Origin of the sequence: Variovorax sp. KBW07 (assembly GCF_003852515.1) — a bacterium.
Lineage (GTDB): Bacteria > Pseudomonadota > Gammaproteobacteria > Burkholderiales > Burkholderiaceae_C > Variovorax.
On the sequence record NZ_QAJK01000044.1, the window covers coordinates 37,323 to 52,887 of the forward strand.

The 15,565-nt window shown below is 62.0% G+C and carries 16 protein-coding genes; 5 read left to right on the plus strand and 11 right to left on the minus strand.

All coding sequences use genetic code 11. From position 1 onward, the window contains the following. Positions 1 to 230: 230 nt before the first annotated feature. From DBV14_RS09430 to DBV14_RS09440, 3 genes are all read left to right on the plus strand, one after another. Positions 231 to 2,099, plus strand: a complete 1,869-nt coding sequence (locus DBV14_RS09430) for an acyltransferase family protein (protein ID WP_369008190.1) — start codon at positions 231 to 233, stop codon at positions 2,097 to 2,099. 262 nt (positions 2,100 to 2,361) lie between these two features. Further along, positions 2,362 to 3,210 (plus strand): polysaccharide deacetylase family protein, encoded by an 849-nt coding sequence (locus tag DBV14_RS09435; RefSeq protein WP_124458925.1) that lies wholly within the window; start codon positions 2,362 to 2,364, stop codon positions 3,208 to 3,210. A 648-nt stretch (positions 3,211 to 3,858) separates the two neighbouring features. Continuing rightward, the gene (locus DBV14_RS09440) at positions 3,859 to 4,341 is read left to right on the plus strand and encodes a hypothetical protein (protein WP_124458926.1); all 483 of its coding nucleotides are present in this window, start codon (positions 3,859 to 3,861) and stop codon (positions 4,339 to 4,341) included. A gap of 148 nt (positions 4,342 to 4,489) precedes the next feature. Here the strand turns inward: DBV14_RS09440 and DBV14_RS09445 are convergent, their stop codons facing one another. From DBV14_RS09445 to DBV14_RS09455, 3 genes are all read right to left on the minus strand, one after another. Next, positions 4,490 to 5,371 carry a Kiwa anti-phage protein KwaB-like domain-containing protein gene (locus DBV14_RS09445; protein WP_124458927.1) on the minus strand — a complete coding sequence of 294 codons (882 nt, stop codon included), beginning with the start codon at positions 5,369 to 5,371 and terminating at the stop codon, positions 4,490 to 4,492. Continuing rightward, positions 5,371 to 5,883, minus strand: a complete 513-nt coding sequence (locus DBV14_RS09450; protein WP_124458928.1) for a hypothetical protein — start codon at positions 5,881 to 5,883, stop codon at positions 5,371 to 5,373. The genes DBV14_RS09445 and DBV14_RS09450 overlap by 1 nt, the downstream gene beginning before the upstream one ends. 125 nt (positions 5,884 to 6,008) lie before the next feature. After that, a complete protein-coding gene (locus DBV14_RS09455) occupies positions 6,009 to 6,203 on the minus strand; it encodes a hypothetical protein (RefSeq protein ID WP_260396887.1) in 195 nt (64 codons plus the stop codon). A gap of 37 nt (positions 6,204 to 6,240) precedes the next feature. On the opposite strand from DBV14_RS09455, the gene DBV14_RS09460 reads away from it, so the two are divergent. Next, positions 6,241 to 6,762, plus strand: a complete 522-nt coding sequence (locus DBV14_RS09460) for a hypothetical protein (protein WP_124458930.1) — start codon at positions 6,241 to 6,243, stop codon at positions 6,760 to 6,762. Positions 6,763 to 6,783: 21 nt separating this feature from the next. Continuing rightward, positions 6,784 to 7,506, plus strand: a complete 723-nt coding sequence (locus DBV14_RS09465; protein WP_124458931.1) for an SOS response-associated peptidase — start codon at positions 6,784 to 6,786, stop codon at positions 7,504 to 7,506. Between the two features lie 310 nt (positions 7,507 to 7,816). Here DBV14_RS09465 and DBV14_RS09470 read toward each other — a convergent pair whose 3' ends face one another. The 8 genes from DBV14_RS09470 to DBV14_RS09505 all read right to left on the minus strand — a co-directional run bounded on the left by DBV14_RS09470 (position 7,817) and on the right by DBV14_RS09505 (position 15,561). Next, positions 7,817 to 8,692: a hypothetical protein gene (locus DBV14_RS09470; protein WP_124458932.1), complete on the minus strand. Its 876-nt coding sequence runs from the start codon at positions 8,690 to 8,692 to the stop codon at positions 7,817 to 7,819. A gap of 15 nt (positions 8,693 to 8,707) precedes the next feature. Beyond that, positions 8,708 to 9,229, minus strand: a complete 522-nt coding sequence (locus DBV14_RS09475; protein WP_124458933.1) for a DUF2514 family protein — start codon at positions 9,227 to 9,229, stop codon at positions 8,708 to 8,710. After that, the gene (locus DBV14_RS09480) at positions 9,229 to 9,744 is read right to left on the minus strand and encodes a lysozyme (protein WP_185545980.1); all 516 of its coding nucleotides are present in this window, start codon (positions 9,742 to 9,744) and stop codon (positions 9,229 to 9,231) included. The genes DBV14_RS09475 and DBV14_RS09480 overlap by 1 nt, the downstream gene beginning before the upstream one ends. Beyond that, positions 9,741 to 9,974 (minus strand): hypothetical protein, encoded by a 234-nt coding sequence (locus tag DBV14_RS09485; protein WP_124458935.1) that lies wholly within the window; start codon positions 9,972 to 9,974, stop codon positions 9,741 to 9,743. Before DBV14_RS09485 ends, DBV14_RS09480 begins: the two co-directional genes overlap by 4 nt. Then, entirely contained in the window at positions 9,971 to 10,321 is a 351-nt protein-coding gene (locus DBV14_RS09490; protein WP_124458936.1) for a hypothetical protein, read from the minus strand. The genes DBV14_RS09485 and DBV14_RS09490 overlap by 4 nt, the downstream gene beginning before the upstream one ends. Positions 10,322 to 10,329: 8 nt before the next feature. Beyond that, complete coding sequence (locus DBV14_RS09495) at positions 10,330 to 11,097, minus strand: tail fiber protein (protein WP_124458937.1); 768 nt, start codon at positions 11,095 to 11,097, stop codon at positions 10,330 to 10,332. A gap of 169 nt (positions 11,098 to 11,266) precedes the next feature. Further along, positions 11,267 to 13,936 (minus strand): hypothetical protein, encoded by a 2,670-nt coding sequence (locus DBV14_RS09500; RefSeq protein WP_124458938.1) that lies wholly within the window; start codon positions 13,934 to 13,936, stop codon positions 11,267 to 11,269. After that, entirely contained in the window at positions 13,936 to 15,561 is a 1,626-nt protein-coding gene (locus DBV14_RS09505; RefSeq protein WP_124458939.1) for a hypothetical protein, read from the minus strand. The genes DBV14_RS09500 and DBV14_RS09505 overlap by 1 nt, the downstream gene beginning before the upstream one ends. Between the last annotated feature and the right edge of the window lie 4 nt (positions 15,562 to 15,565).

The window sequence follows — 15,565 nt, forward strand, 5'->3', positions numbered from 1 at the left end:
GTACCTTGCCATGCTGCTGGCCGATTTACACTCCCTCTTTGCGCAACAAAACAACTTATCTGCCTGCCTCGTGAAGGCAGAAAGTGCAGTCAGGCCGGCAAGGCCACCACTGCGAGCAAGCCTAGAAGCTTTGTCAGTGGCACGTACACAGCGTTGCTGACATATTTCGAGCATCGAATTCGGGAGCCGTCCTCATTTCCGCCACCAAGTATCGGCCAGACATCGATGGCTTGAGAGCCGTAGCAGTGCTCGCGGTAGTCGTATTTCACGCCTTTCCCCAGTTGCTCCCAGGCGGCTTTGTGGGTGTTGACGTGTTCTTCGTGATATCGGGTTTTTTGATCAGCACGATCATCCTGAAAGGCACTGCGGACGGCACCTTCAGCTATCGAGACTTCTACGGCCGCCGTTTGCGTCGCATCGGGCCCGCCCTGGCCGTGGTACTGCTGGCCGCCATGATCGGCGGTTGGTTCATCCTGGGGTGGCGCGACTATCAGAACCTTGGGCGCCATGCGCTCGGTGGTGCAGGGTTTGTATCCAATTTTCTGCTTTGGCGTGAGGCGGGTTACTTTGACGCGAGCGCCGAAACCAAGCCTCTCCTGCACCTCTGGTCACTCGCAATCGAAGAACAGTTCTACATCGTTTGGCCCTTGCTTTTGGGCATTGCCTGGCGTCGACGATGGGCGCCGGGAAGACTGATAGCAGGGCTCGCAGCAGCTTCATTTGTTGCGAATGTGCTGGTTGCGTACACCTTTTCGGACGCAGCGTTCTACTCTCCGCTTACACGCTTCTGGGAGCTGTTGGTCGGCGCCGGACTCGCCTGGTGGACCATTCGACGGCCCAACGATCTCGCGACAGCCAGTTCAGCGAGGGCGGGGATTGGTGCGGCGTTGCTGCTGGCCGCGCTGATCTTGATCGACCGTTCGAAGGCCTTTCCCGGCTGGTGGGCGCTGCTGCCGGTCGCTGGGACCGCGCTTCTGATTTCCGCGGGCCCAGCCGCGTGGGTCAATGCACGCGTGCTTTCAAACCCGGTTGCGGTGTGGATCGGGAAGATCAGCTACCCCTTGTACCTCTGGCATTGGCCGATCCTGTCGATGGCTCTAATTGCCAACAGCCTCCAGCCACTGCCGCCAGCCTGGAGGGTTGCGATAGTCGCCTCGTCTATCGCCCTCGCCTGGCTGACCTACATGCTGGTCGAGCGTCCGATACGGTTCTCCGGGCGGCTCGCGACTGGCACGCTGGCGAGCGCGGGCTGCCTCGTTGCTGCTATGGCGGCAACGGTGTATTTGCTCTCCGGGTTTCCCGCTCGACAGATCAATGGCGATGCCGCCATGGCATATATCAAACGCTATGACGACTTCAAGCGTGGCCTCGGTGCGTTCTACCCCTTCGAATGCGATTTCTACGCAGAGGACTCAGCTGGTGGAAAGGCAGCTCTCGCACCTGCGTGCACGGATCCCAAGGGAGGGCCGGATCTTGTGTTGCTGTGGGGAGATTCGCATGCTCAAGCACTGTCGTGGGGTATCAGACAAGTGCTGCCGCCCTCAGCACGGCTTGCACAGATCACAACGAGCGGTTGCAGACCGACAAGCCTCGATGATGCGAGTAACGGCGGGCCCGCCAAGCTGGCCTGCGCCAAGAGCACCGCGCTGGCCCGCAAGTTCATTGAGGAGCACCGGCCAAAGAAGGTGATCGCTGCTCAGCGCGAAGAGCACGAAAAAGCCGATTGGCTGGCACTGACCCACTTTGTTGCTGAGAACGGGGGGGAGCTGCTTGTCATGGGGCCAGTTCCCCAGTGGTACCCCGCACTCCCAGTGATCATCGCGAACTACAAGGGGCCACCACGCGACTACGTCGCAGAAGGGCTTATGGCGACCGTTGTCGCCTCTGACCAGGCCATGAAGACGAAGTACCGATCCTCACCTGTGCGCTATGTATCGATCATGGATGCAATGTGCAGTGCTGACGGCTGCAGATCGACCATCGACACTCCTGACCCAATCAACCTGACGGTGATGGATTACGGACATCTCACCCCGGCTGCTTCAGTGTTCGTAGCGAATACGGTTCTGCGGCCATTTCTGCAGCAGCAAGCACCCTAAGCACATCCCCAGCCTGTAGACAGGTGATGTGGCCATGGCACCGGCCTACCTGAAATGGCCTGCGGCGTACCGCCGGCCAGCGCATTCCAACGCGTCGCAAAGTGGCAGAGAACACGCGGAGCGTGCTAGCGGCCACTGATGACATGGAGGTGACGCCCCGCATTGAAATAAAAAGTTCACATTCCCAAACCCTGTCACGTTACATTTGCTCGCCTTTCGACCTCGCGTGAGGAAGGCAACTTATGTGTTGCAGGCCCAGGAAATGAACGCTCTCAAGAATTCTTATGCCGCACTGGCCATTCTGCTCTTCTGCTCCTCAGCCACGGCGTTCCAATGGCCGGAGAACAAGAAGAGCGCTGTCAGCCTGACTTCCGATGACGGATGGAACTCCCAACTCCTTCAAGCGGACATCCTGGACGCCCGAGGGATAAAGGGCACCTTTTACCTCACCGTTGTAGGCATGGGCATGGCGCGTGTCGCGGCCCATGCAAAAAAGTGGGCCAAGGTCCACCGGCGCGGACACGAGGTGGGAAATCACTCTTTCTCGCACTGGGACGACCGGGTCCTGGCAACGAAAACAAAGCACGACATTGCGGACGACGTCGGCAACATGGAGGCGTGGCTGTTGCAACACGTCTATGGCAACGTGCCCGTTGATCACACCTTCGCCTACCCCCAGGGCAACGGCACGGTGGGATCGCAGGAGATTGACGAACGCAAGCAGGCCGGCGCATGCGAATACGAGCGGCTTTTGTCCCCCATGGTCTCGGGGGCGCGCACTCTGGGGTCCGGAGAAAACCGACCCGAGATGATCGCCAGGCGCCGCTTCAGCATCAGCGGCATTGCGATCGACGGGGACGACGAAACCGCGTTCAACCGGGCCAAGAAAGCCATCGACAACGGCATCACAAAGGGCACCTGGACGGTTGCGGTCTTTCACTCTCTCGGTGACGAGGGTGACGGCTACTCGATCAGCCGGGCGGCGTACACACGGATTGCCGACTACCTGGTCTTGCGCCGGGCCGATCTCTATATCGCGCCCGTCGTCACAGTGAAGAATCACATCGTCGCCAACACACCGCGTGCCGACTCGGCTTGCGCGCTCCAGTGAGCTTTGCACCGCCCTCAGCTACGAGCGGATCAAGGTGTGCATCACTGCAACTTGACCCCTGGTCGCAGCTCCATGCCGACCCGCTGTGTTAGGTGTCCCCGCAACTTATGGGGCGTCCAGCGCGAGTGTCTTCAGAATTCGGTTGCCAATGCGCCCAAGCCTTGCCCGTGTTCTCGTCATAGAGACCGGCCTACATTGCCAAGCTGCTCGGCCACAAGACGACCGAAGTCGTTACCAGGCACCACGGGCGCTGGGTGGAGCAAGGCTTGGCCATAGGCTCACATGCCGTCGACCAGACGCCGGGCACCGCCCGGCTGTTTTCGCCTGTTGGCGCCGGCGAACGGCCCCTTGCGTGCGAAACACGTGCGAATCGAACGCCAATAAGGGACGGTTTGAGAGTCCCGCCGCCAATGGTCTTTCATTGGCGGCGGTTGTTTTTGATGGTGGAGCTGGGGGGATTTGAACCCCCTGGCAATCGCCCGCACAGCCTTTATCCATGCGGGTTTCGGATTTCCTGGGGCGCCGCGTGTGAAAAATGAGTGAATCCGCGCGGTGCTTTCAACCCATCTATTTGCTGGCACGACATCCCGCGCTTCGCTGGTTAGGATGGGCGGCTAAGTATCAACTTGCCGACACCAACATACGAACATGTCCCAAACCTTTTCAATACGGCTGCTACTAGCCGGCCAAGATGATCTGATCTGCGAGGTGAGGGAGGCAGAAACTAAGAGGCTCAAAACGCTACTCGGGGATGACGACTTCGCGGACTGCTTCTTTTGGTTTGACACCATTGATGGCAGAAGCATCGTGATAAATACAGAACACATTCAAGGGGTGCGGTATTTATGGGACTTCACACCAGGTATCCCAGACTCCCGAATCGACGACAGCTACGAGTTTCTGATAGCGCTTGTCGGCAAAGAACCACTAAAGGAATCGCCGAGCGAAGATCCGAGGGACATGTATACGCTGTTCTGGGAGCTTGAGCTAGGAGGCATGAAGACGGTGACCTTCATCGACGTAGACGGCGAACCATTTACCCTGATGCCGAAGCAGGTCGTGTATTTGTCAGCGCCCAAAGAAGTTATTGACGAAGGCAGACGCCAAGTAGAAAAAGAGGACGAGCTCTGAAGCCAATCGAGATAGCTTGTCGAGCCTGCACAACTGGGCGACGGACTCGCGCCAACCGAGCAACTTGACTTCGACTTTAAGCACGACCTTGCAGAAACCTATCGTTCACAAATCTACGCGGCACATCAATCAATTGCTCGAATTCCCGTCAAATTCTATTAATTTCACGCTTCGAATTTGTCACATAGTGATTTTTCAGGAGAGAAGATCTATAGAAGTCCTCATCAAGAAATCGGAGCAAATCCTTGAGTTCTTTTTTATCCAAAGGAAGATGTAGCACCTGTGCGCCTGTGCCGTCTGCCTGAAAATTCAAAGGAATGCGAAACTCTTTCGCAGCAGCAGACATATCGGTAGCGGTGACCTTTTCCAAAACCCTACTTTGCTGCACCATTGAAAACTTCCGACGAATCCACCCATCAGACAGCGAAATTAATTGATCGATATCGGAAACATGTACCCCAGGGATTTTAGCAAAAGCCTGGATGTCTTCGTTTGTTGCTTCGATGTAATGGCTAGTAAGATCAAAAAATTGCCGGGTATTATGAAAGCTTAAAAAGCTAAGCTTCTGCTCATCCAAAATCGCGGAAAGCTTCCAATCTACTGTTAACCCAATGCCGTCAATCTTTTTAAACACATTTCTTGAATGGAAAAGTGAAAATCCATCCGTGGACATTACTTTTCGCTTGTCAAAATTTTGAAGCAATACGGTGGTGACTCCCCCTCTGCTTCGACCAACAAATAAAGCTGATATTTTCCCAAACACCTCTGGCGTTGGATCAATTATTGGTATCGCGAGCGGATTTTGAACCGCACGACGTACACCATAGGCGTCATCAAATCGTGGGATAAAAAGAACTTCATCCGCGTCAGGCTTGTATTGCCCGTCAAATTCTATTTCCGACTTCCCCCTTCGAAACTCAATTTCTTGAAGTCCGAGATAAAGAGTCAATTCTTGCTGAACATTAAGATCCAAAGCAAACCTCATAATCCGAGGATCATGATCTTTCAGTAGAGCAAAAAGCGTAAACATTAACCGGCCTTCATCAGCATTGTTGAGGAAATTTGATGGACTTGCGTTAGTTGCGACACCGCATGAAGCTCTTGCTTCGATATCACGGTGTAAACCACCCCAGCATCAGATTCGACTTTATAAAAATATACCGAAAACAAACGAAGCACAGGATGAGCAGGAATGCTGGGAATAAACCAAAGAACAATCGCCAGCAAAATGATGCCAATCAAAATGCTATCAAAATCCAGCCCACTCATTCGAGCAATAAATGGAGAAATATAACTAACCAAAAAGGTAAGAAGCATGTGATCGTTTGGTTCGATCTTTTTTGCGCTAAAGCCAATTACTTCTGCCCTTACTGCAATCTCTCTGACTACTAGATAGGGAATAGCAATTCCGGCAAAACCTACCACTACAAGCTGCCAGATTTCAGTATGCCAACCGAACTGTAGGTATCGAACCGCCGCCAAGCTCAGCAAAACTGGTGAAAAGGCGGAAATAAAAAGCAGGGTCCTCAGGAATTTAGACATAGAAGGGTTCCAGAGTAACAAAATAAAACAGTAGATTACTAATGGTTCTCCCTGCTACAGCACTGAAATTAGATACAGGGGTCCTGTCCGTTTTCGGGGAGTGGATAGATGCAAACTGAAGCCGGTCAGGAGAAGGGGACGTTTCCTGGAGCTGTTATCGGCAATAACCAGTCCACCGCCGCCTCATCGGGTGGCATCGCTCTCAGGCGTTCGTCGCGCCGTAGATCGCGCGCGAGGTCCTCCAGCTCCAAGGGATCGATGGTGTGCCACTGCTGCTGTAATCGGTGCGCGCAGGCGGCGATCCAGAGGGTGGCGGGCATAGTGTCCATGGGTCAAATAGTACTGTATATTCATACAGTGTCAAACCTGATTCTGTACGAGGTATTCCGCACCCGATTCGAAGGCGGCAAACTGCCCTCGGCAGAGGCAGTGAGACACACGCGCGCGGTCGGTGATCTGGTCTACATCGAGCGGGTTCCAGGGCCCAAGCCGGGGCGCGGTGTCTGGGCGGCCATGCTGCTGCGCGGCGACCGAGAGACTTACATCATTCCGGTACTGGACCGTGCCCATCTTCGCCAGATCGACGGCGGCATCCTCATCAGCGGCATTGAGGTCGTGCCGCGTGGTCGGGGCATGAAGAACATCCGTTCCGACAACTATCCGCAGACCTGGTGGTGCCGCCCTGTGGCAATTTCGAACAGCGGCTTCGAGCCCGACGACTTGCCCAGACCGTCGCCCGCTGAATCCCGCCGGCAAGCAATGGAATTCGAGCACTCGGCCGAAGCGGAGCGCATCGCGGAGGTGATCAACCGCCGCCCCATGCGCCGAGTGCCCTACGACCCGGCCACGGCCGCGGGCAACAGCCCGGGCTATTTTTGAAGCCCTGCCCGATCCTTCGCCATGTGCAGCAACTACGAGACCGTCACCCGCGCTGACCGTCTGCTGTCGTTCTTCGGCGTGGTGCGCGAGGGCGACGAGAAGCCGCTCATCGCCTTCCCGCTCAACATGGCGCCGTTCATCCGGCTGGCCGAGGATGGTAGTGGGCACCGCCGAGTTGACGAGGGCGCCTTCGGGCTGGTGCCAGGCTTCGCGAAGGAGCTTGTCTACGGCAAGAGCAAATACAACGCGCGCTCCGAGACCGTCCATAGCAAGCCGAGCTACCGCAGCGCGTGGCGGATGGGCCAGCGGTGCGTAATTCCGGCCGAGGGCATCTATGAACCCTACTACGAGACGGAAGAGAGCACGCCTGTGCGCTGGCGCATCCAGCAGCCGGGCGAGGTGCCGATGGGAATCGCGGGCATCTGGGAAAAGTGGATCGGCCCTGATGGGCGCGAGGTCTTCAGTTTCTCCATGCTTACGGTGAACGCCGAAGGCCATCCGATGATGTCGCGGTTCCACAAGCCGAGCGACGAGAAGCGCATGGTGGTGATCCTTGACCCCGAGGAATACGACGAGTGGCTGTCGTGCCCTGTGCACGCGGCGCCGAAGTTTTTCAGGCAGTGGATGGGACAGCTGGACGCATACCCAGCACCGTTGGCACCGCGCCCAAAGAAGGAGAAGCCCCCGCGCGTGCCCAAGGCCCCCAAGCCGAAGCCGGACACCGGGCAGTTCGACCTCTTCTAGACCCGCAGCTACGAATGCGCAATGACGACCCGTCCCCGCATCTGCCTTGCCTGCCCTGACGTGATCCGCACCGATGCTGCGGATCACTTTCGGCTGCTCGTGGCCGCATGCGACGTCATGACCTTGCTCGCGTCTTATCACCGGGCGGTTTGCGACCGACGCACTGATCGAATAAAATCCACCTACCGTGTCCCAGACAGGTAGTGTTCGCCAGGTTGTGCAGAGTCAATGACGGTCGAAAGGCCGCCAAGTACGAGAGGTGGCAATCGGTCCCACCCCCTCCTGGAAGACCCATCAAAGCCCCGTTGCCTCAACGCTCCGGGGCTTTGTTGTTTCTGCCTCTGATGCCTTCGGGGATCACGCTGCGCAGTTCGTAGCCGTCGTCTACCTGCTTGAGCGGGACGCGCGCATCGTAGGGCCGGCCTGTCACCGGGTCGCGCATCCCAGAGTTCAACAGCGACGGGTTCTGCGCGCCCTTCGACACGTTCAGGTCTGGCCGCGCACGCGATGCCATTGCCTGCTCTGCATACTTCGCCACCTCGGCCGGTGTGAAGCCCTGGCCAGCCAAGCGGCGCTCGATCAGGTGCCGCAGAGCCTCATCGGTCATGAACACGTCGCGCGACGCCGCCTCACTCCCAAACAGCCTATCGAGCCCCTTGCCCTGCCCTTCGGTCACATCGCCCAGGGGATAGCGGCCGCTGCCCTGCTCGGCCTCCAGATCCGCCTGCAGTCGCGCTTTGCCTTCGGGTTTCATGGGCCCGCCGCGCACCATCTTCGGCGAGCCGACCGCACCAGGATTCAGCAACCGAAGGAACGGCTCGGCTTCAAGGATCGGAAGCGCCTGCGCGAGCCGGTTCCCTGCGAACGGCGCGGTGAAGGTGGCCAGCCCTTCGGCCAGGTGGTTCCGATTCGGGGTCACCCATCCGCCATCCTGCAATTTTTGACCGATCCACTCCGAGCCGCCCACCGGCCGCTCGATGGGCGTGGGCAATTCGCTCGCCGGCCACAGCCCAAGCCGCTCACCGAGCAGGCCACCGGTCATGATGCCCGCATTCACTACACCCGCCGATGCATCGACCGGGGCGCCGAGCAGCCCGGCGAACACACCGCGGTTCCCCACGTCGGCCAGCCCGCGAACGGTGCTGCGCTGAAAGTCATCATCTGCAAGCGCTTGAAGCAGTCCCATCAGTTCTTCCTGTGTTCAATGTTCGGTTGCGTCGGCGTGCCGCTGGCAGATGGTGCCGGCGGCGTGGGCACCGTCAGCGAACTTTCCCAGCTCGACAAGAGCCGATCCACTCCCGCCGAGCAGGTTGGCGAGCAGATCGAGGGCGGCTTCGGCTGGCGGGCTTCCACCGGCAGCGCCGGCCTCTGCGCTGGCTGCACGGACGGCGGCGCGGAAGGCAGTGAGCTGCGCGAGCACCCGGCGCTCACGAGCCCCAGCCCGATCAGCATCAGCGCGGGCAGCCGCAATTTGTTGTTGGCCATCTTGAATCACTCCATCGACGCGAGCGCGCCAGGTCTGTTCTTGGGTGCGCTGCGCGCGCTCGGCCAAGCGGCCGGACTCGGCCACAGTGCCGCGGTACTCAGCCAGCTCCTGCCGGGCCTTGGCCGCATCGGCGCGCGCACTGGCGCCGCGTGTGCGCTCGACACCTGCCGTCAGCAGTGCAGCGGCCAAGCCGAGGCACAGGGCCCAGAGCATCGGGGTGCGAAAGTCGGGCAGCATCACCCCACCTCCGCCAGCGTCAGGCACCAGTTCGCCTCGTACTGGCGCCGTTTCTGCAAGCCGCGCACGAACACGCCACCTGCGAAACTCCACACCGGCCGCCCATCCGGCCCGCGCGCGAGCGCCCGGCACGCGGCCTCGCGGTCACCGGTGCGCAGCAGCCGCGCGGCTCGCGACTCGCACGCGCCCTGCTTGCCGACGTTCACAGCGAAGAGCGTGAAGGCGTCGAAGCTGTTCTGGTCGAACTTATCGGCCGGGATGCAGGCCAGCACCGCGCGGCCGTATTCGGTGGCGGTCTGCTGGTCGATGGCGTCGCACTGGGCCTGCGTCAGCCGCTCGCCCACCGGCCGCGGCGGTTGCGTGCGCCCGCTGCAGTAGGTCGGCAGGCCGCCGGCGAGCTTGTCGGCATAGACGACCAGGCGCTGATCTTCCCAGCGGTGCATGGCGCCCAGCAGCGCAGCACCACCCAGCACCAGCGGCGCTGCCACTTTGACCGCCAGCTGCGCGCGGCTCACGACAAACCTCCCGGCTTGGTCAGGCCCTTGCGCTCCGCCCATTCCTTGATGCGCTGGCCCCATTCGGATTCCTCACGCCACCACTTGCGCACGAGGTACATGATCTGCAGCACCACCAGCACACCGGTCAGAAAGCCGGTCCAGCTGATGTCCGAGTACCAGGCGATACCTCCAGCGGGCGCGGTGCGCACCACGAGTTCGGTAGCGATGTCTTTGATTTCCTGCTTCATGCAATCCCCTTCTTCAGTTGCTCCATCAGGTTTTGTGCGGCTTCAAGGTGGGCACGCAGGGAGCGTTCGAGTAGCTCCTGTGTCACCGGCGGCGCGTCAGGTTCCGGCACCTGCACCGCTTCGGGCTCAGGCTCCGGCGGTGGCGGCGGTGGCAGCTGCCGGACCTCCCAGGCGTCCTTTTCCGGCACGTAGTGCGGAAGCTCCGTTCGGCTGTCCCAGCCGCTGGGCGGCGGCACCTTCGTTGCCCATGCGGGCACGATCACCATGCCGGGCCGCACCTGGCAGAAATCAACAGGGCTGTTCCCGACATAGGCCAGGGTCGCGGGGTCGTAGTGAAAGACGTACATGGCCGGCCTCAGAACTTGATGAACATCGGGTATGCGAGGTTTCGGGGGTGGCCCTCCGTGCCTTGCGACTGGATCGAGATTCCTGACGCCGCGGGCAGCAACCCGGTCACGTTCAGAAATGCGCTGACACTGTGTGAATGGCTGCCTCCGGGGGCCGTGACAGTTCCGGTCGGCGCGTAGACGATGAAGCCGCCAGCAGTGGCGCCGGCCCCCGAGTTCGCCCAACCCGAATAGCCGTGCGTGTGGTCGGCAACAGTAGAGGTGGCCCCGCTATGAACGTGCCCGGGGTCGTTGTGGTTGTGCGTAGGGTCGGTGACTGCGTGAATGTGTGGCGCGTTGGCCTGATCCTGATAGGTGCCGACGACGCGGGCAGCGTCCAGGCCGCGCGACTCGTCGAGCCCCCGCACGAACACGCCGCGCGTGTCGGGAATGCGGAATGTCGTCAGGCCATCGCCGACCGAGAACCGCCCGGAGCTCGTGGCCGTCCAGTCGGCCTCCGACACCAGACCCTGCGCAGACGCATAGGCGAACAGCGCCGGGTAGGAGGCGCGAGGCAGCAGCGCGCCATTGCCCTTGATCCATCCGGGGGCGCTTGTTCCGCCGATGAAGGGCACGCACATGCCAACCGGGATGCCGCCGCCGTCGCGCAGCTGCGCAATGAAGGCGCCGTGATAGCGCAGCTGGTCGTCGAGCGTGGAAGGTGGATCGACCGACCCGTCTGGGCCGTTCAGCGCCTGATTCGTCGAGAGCGCGTTGATGTCGGTGATGACTGCCATATGGCCTCCAGAAACGAGAAAACCCGCCGAAGCGGGTTTGAGGGAATGGAAAACAGGGGGTCTTAAAATGCGCCGATGGAAGGCTTTAGCCCATACACCCAATACCTGATCTGGAAAGCGATCGGACTGTGTGTGCTCGTGGGTTTTGTGAGCTTCTTCTATCGGCTGATCACCGGCCGCTCAATAACACAGGCGCGGCGCGGTAAAGAAGAGGACCAAGACCGGTAGACCCGCTCAAGGCAGGCTGCCGCGCCGCGAGCTCGCGCTCATAGGCCGCGATGGCTGCATCCAGTTCAGCCGGGTCCGACAACAGGCCGCCAATGCGGGCCGCCTTCCCGCGCTTTGCCGACTCGCGCAGTGCGTCAACCATGGGGCCAGTGAACCTGCCGACAATCGGCGTCCGGCTGGCCAGGATGTTCACCGCCCGGCTATCGAGCATGCCCGCGCCCAGGGCGTTCTGCACGTTCTGCGAAGTGTTGGAGCCCGTCGCGCGGCCCAGGTCGCGCGCGTCAGAAGCCCGCTTCAGATCGACGCCTACGCCTGTCAGGCGCGCGCGCTCCCCTTCATCGAAGAGCCCACGAATGGCGCCGCCGTGCGAATCGAGCCAATCGTTGAATGCCTTGCTTCGCAGCGTGCCGTCGCCCGTGACGATGCGCGATGCGTCGGTGGTCGCGTAGCTCTTGAGCGAGTCGGTCACGCCGTCGCCAAGATCCAGGCGCTTCAGGGCCTCGATGTCCTCGGCCTGCGACATGCGCGGCGAAAAGAACTTCGGAGCCAACTCGCCGCCCTCGATCACATAGTTTCCGTCGCCGCCCTTGCGGAACATGCTGGCTTGCGGGCCGCGCGCGAAGCGGTTCTGCTTTTCGGCGTGAAGGTCGATGGCCTTGCGCCACTGCGCCACGATGTCGGCCGGAAAGTTCTCGGCCGCGTCACCCTGGCCGATGGCCACCAGGTCAACCCGCTTGTCGATCTCGGCCTTCATCTGATCGAGGGCCGCCGCTTCCTTGTTCGCGCCACGCATGCGCGCCTGCTCGGCCGCCTCCCCGACCGAACTGCGCAGGTTCTGCACGGTCTGAAACGGCACGGTCTTGCGGATCACCTCCGCGCCCGGCGCATCGCCCTGCGAAGCCTCCATGCCGGCGCGGAAGGTGTTGCTGCGGTCGGCGCCGGCCGAATAGACCTTGTTGCCGCGCGCATGCTCACCCAGCACTCGGAGAAGCGTCGCAGGATCATCGTCGGGGATGTAGCCCTGCGCATGCATGGCCTGCGCCAGCGTGTCCGGCGACTGGCCGCGCCCGTTCTGGATGATGGCGCGCATGCCGCCGCCGGCTTGCTTGAGGTCGTGGATCTCGCCGGCCAGAGCCTGCGCACCTGGCGAATCCTGCTTGATGCCGCCCAGCGACTTGATGGCGTCGGTGATGGTCTGGCCCTGCCGGCGGACGCCGGGAGCCTTCGCAGCTGTGACGGCCGGCAGAACTTCGGTGCCCACGTCCGTAGCTGTGTCGATGGCGGCCTGCGCCTTGCTGCCGGTGCCGAACGTTCCCGGCCCGAGGAACTTGCCTTTCGCCGCAGCCATCTCCGGGAGGGGTAGAAAGAACTGCGTGTCGTTGAACGGGTCAACCGCGTCGAAAGCTTCACGCACGCGCTTCGATGCGGCGTTTCGCGCGTCCGTGGCGAGCGGTGCGATGGTGTTGCCGAAGTTCGTGCGGGCGGCGGGCAGATCGGTTGCCACTGGCGCGATGTCGTGCAGGACCCCAAGCCGGGCCTCGTTCTGCGCCTGATCGCGAGCGATGAGCGCCGGAGCACCACCAGGCGAATTGCGCAGCGTGCGTTCGAGCTGCGAGATTTCTGGGTTCTGCAGGATCTGCGACACCGTGGGCGCCTCGCCGACGATGCGCGGCCCCTGCTGCTGCAGCGCTGCGCGCACTGCTGGCACTTCTGCAGGCGTGTAACCGCCAACATCAAGGATCGCGCGCGCTTCTTTGGAGAGTTGCGGAGCAACCAAGCGCCGCACACCCGACGCCGCGAGGTCGAAAACTTTATGGGCAAACTGTAGGCTAGGTGGCAGCAGCCCGCCGACGACTGCGCCGGCTCCGGCATCTTCCGGCTTCACGAGCCCCGCAGAGGCGCCACCAGTCACCGCGCCGCCGGTGCCGCGCAGCGCCACATTGCCAGCACGTCCGAGCCAGGACGTGGGCGCGAGCCCCGTGCGGAAACCGCCGGTAGCGATTGCGTCGGCGAGCGGGCCCAGGAATGGAGCAGCAGCGCGCACTGGCGCTGCGATGACGCCGCCCACCGGCAGGGTCGCTGCGATGTTGGCGCCCACGCGGCCAGCGTTGAACCAGCCGCTGTCGTTCTCGCGGTTGAAGTCCTCGATGGACTTCAGGCGCTCATTGTTCGCCCGCTCGGCCGGGCTGACCACGGGCCCAGTGACGAGGCTCGAGAGTTTTCCACCAGCGCCGCCGAGCGGAAACTGCAGCGGCTTCGTCGGATCGAACCTCGTCAGATCGGCGAAGGGTTCGCGGCCTTCGCGCTTTGCCTGCTCGATGCTGTGATTGATCACCGTGTTTCCCACCTCGGCGAGCCCCGAAACCGCACCCTTTCCCATCGCCTGCGTGTCGGGCTTGAAGAGGTCGAAGGCGGTCAAGGCCGGGCCCACGAGCGGGATCATCGACGCCTTGCCGCGCCAGGTCGCCCCCAGCATCGCTGCCCGGTCGGCTCGTTCGCTCTTCGGCTTGATGTCGAGCCCTGCCTCTGCGAACAGGTCGCGCGGGCCTGTTGGCGCAGCTGCAGGTGCATCCCGCGGCGCAATGCCGGCTTCCTCAAATAAATCTCGCATCAGCGCACCCCCAGACGTTGTTTCACCTGCTCGACGGTCATGCCGTACTTCAGCGCGGTGTTGCGGATGTCGGCTTCGCTCGGCGCCGTCTTCAGGCGCGACACCGGCTGTTCGGCAGTGCCGGCGGCGGCCGTGCGCGGAGCCGGTGCCGCACCCGGGTTCGCAACGCCTTCGAGCATCTGCACGATGCTGTCGAGCGCAGCTTTGCGTCGATCCAGCGGCAACTTGTCGTTGGCCACGTCGGCCGCCATCACCTGATAGTTCGCCACGTCGAAATTCGACTGCGGGCCTTCCATGCGCGGGACGTTGCTGACGAGCCAGCCGCCCAGGGCTTTGAGCCGGGCCGCAGCCTGCGCCCCCTTGGGAGACACGCCGATGAACGCCGCGCCGCTGTCGATCAGCGAGCCGATGCCGCTGTCGGTCGGGCCATCGTTGAACACGTCCCGCACCTGCTTGGCAGTCGAAAGGAATCGATTCGCCGTCTTGATGTCGGCCAGGCGCGCAGTGTCCCGCCCCACGTCTGCCTCGGCGGTCTTGACCTGGCGCGCGCGGTCGGCGTCCTGCCCCGCCTTCTCCTGCGGCGAGAACTCCAGGCCACCACCGGACACCTCGCGCGTGCCACCAGGCGCCCGCATTTGCTGTTCGAAGGCCGCCTGCGCATTGGCCCGTTCCTGCGGGTCGCCGATGGCGGCAATGGCAGCCGCCACGGCCGCGGGGTCACCCTGAAAGTTTCCGGTCACGCCGGCCTGCGGCGCCGGCAGGCGCGCAAACGGCGTGCGCGGCCCCTCAATTTCGGACAGCTGCGACTGGCCGCCCATGCGGCCACCGGGGAGGATGGTCGGACGGCCGGGCGTGAACGACGCTTGCGAGCGGTTGCCCACGTCCTGATATGCGCGGTACGTGTCGATTGCACCTTCGGGAGCGCCCACCACCAGGCCACCGCGCCCGTTCGGCATCCACTGAGTGACCCGGCCATCATTGCCCGCCGACACGCCGCCCTGCACGCCGCCGGCAAATCCGGGCGCCGCCGTGTTCACCAGGTTGCCATTGACGTTCACCCAGTTGGGTTTCGTGCGCTCGTTGATGAGCTCGGCGATCTTCTTGCCGCCGTTGAACCGGTAGTCGGCCACCACCGCCTCGTAAGGCACATTGAAGCGCTGGGCGATGTCGCGCGCGGTCATCGGGCCCGACTGCTGGCCGCCCTGCTGCTGGCCCACGCCCACGGGCTGCGACGGTGGCGCACCCGGCACGCTGGCAGGTGCCTCGCCCGTCACTCCGCCGCCGCTGCTGGCCATCGTCGCCCCGGCGCCCGGTGCGCTGCTGCGCGGGGCCTCCAGGGCACCCAGCAAGCCACCGCCGCCCAGGAACTGCTGGTCGAACGCCTGCTGCTGTGCAGCTCGCGCGATGGATGCGCGGCGCACTTCGTTCTGCACCTCGTTTTCCTGCATCTGCGATTTCAGCAGCTGCCGGCGCATGTCGGCATCGCGCATGCCCTGAAAGTTCTGCATGGCGCCCGCGATGCGCTGGCCTGTGCTCATGCGCGTGGGCGAGTAGCCGCCGGCCGCCAGCATCTGCAGGCCGAGCTTGGCCTCGTCGGTGTCGAGAAAGTCGAGTAGTCCGGCCATGTTG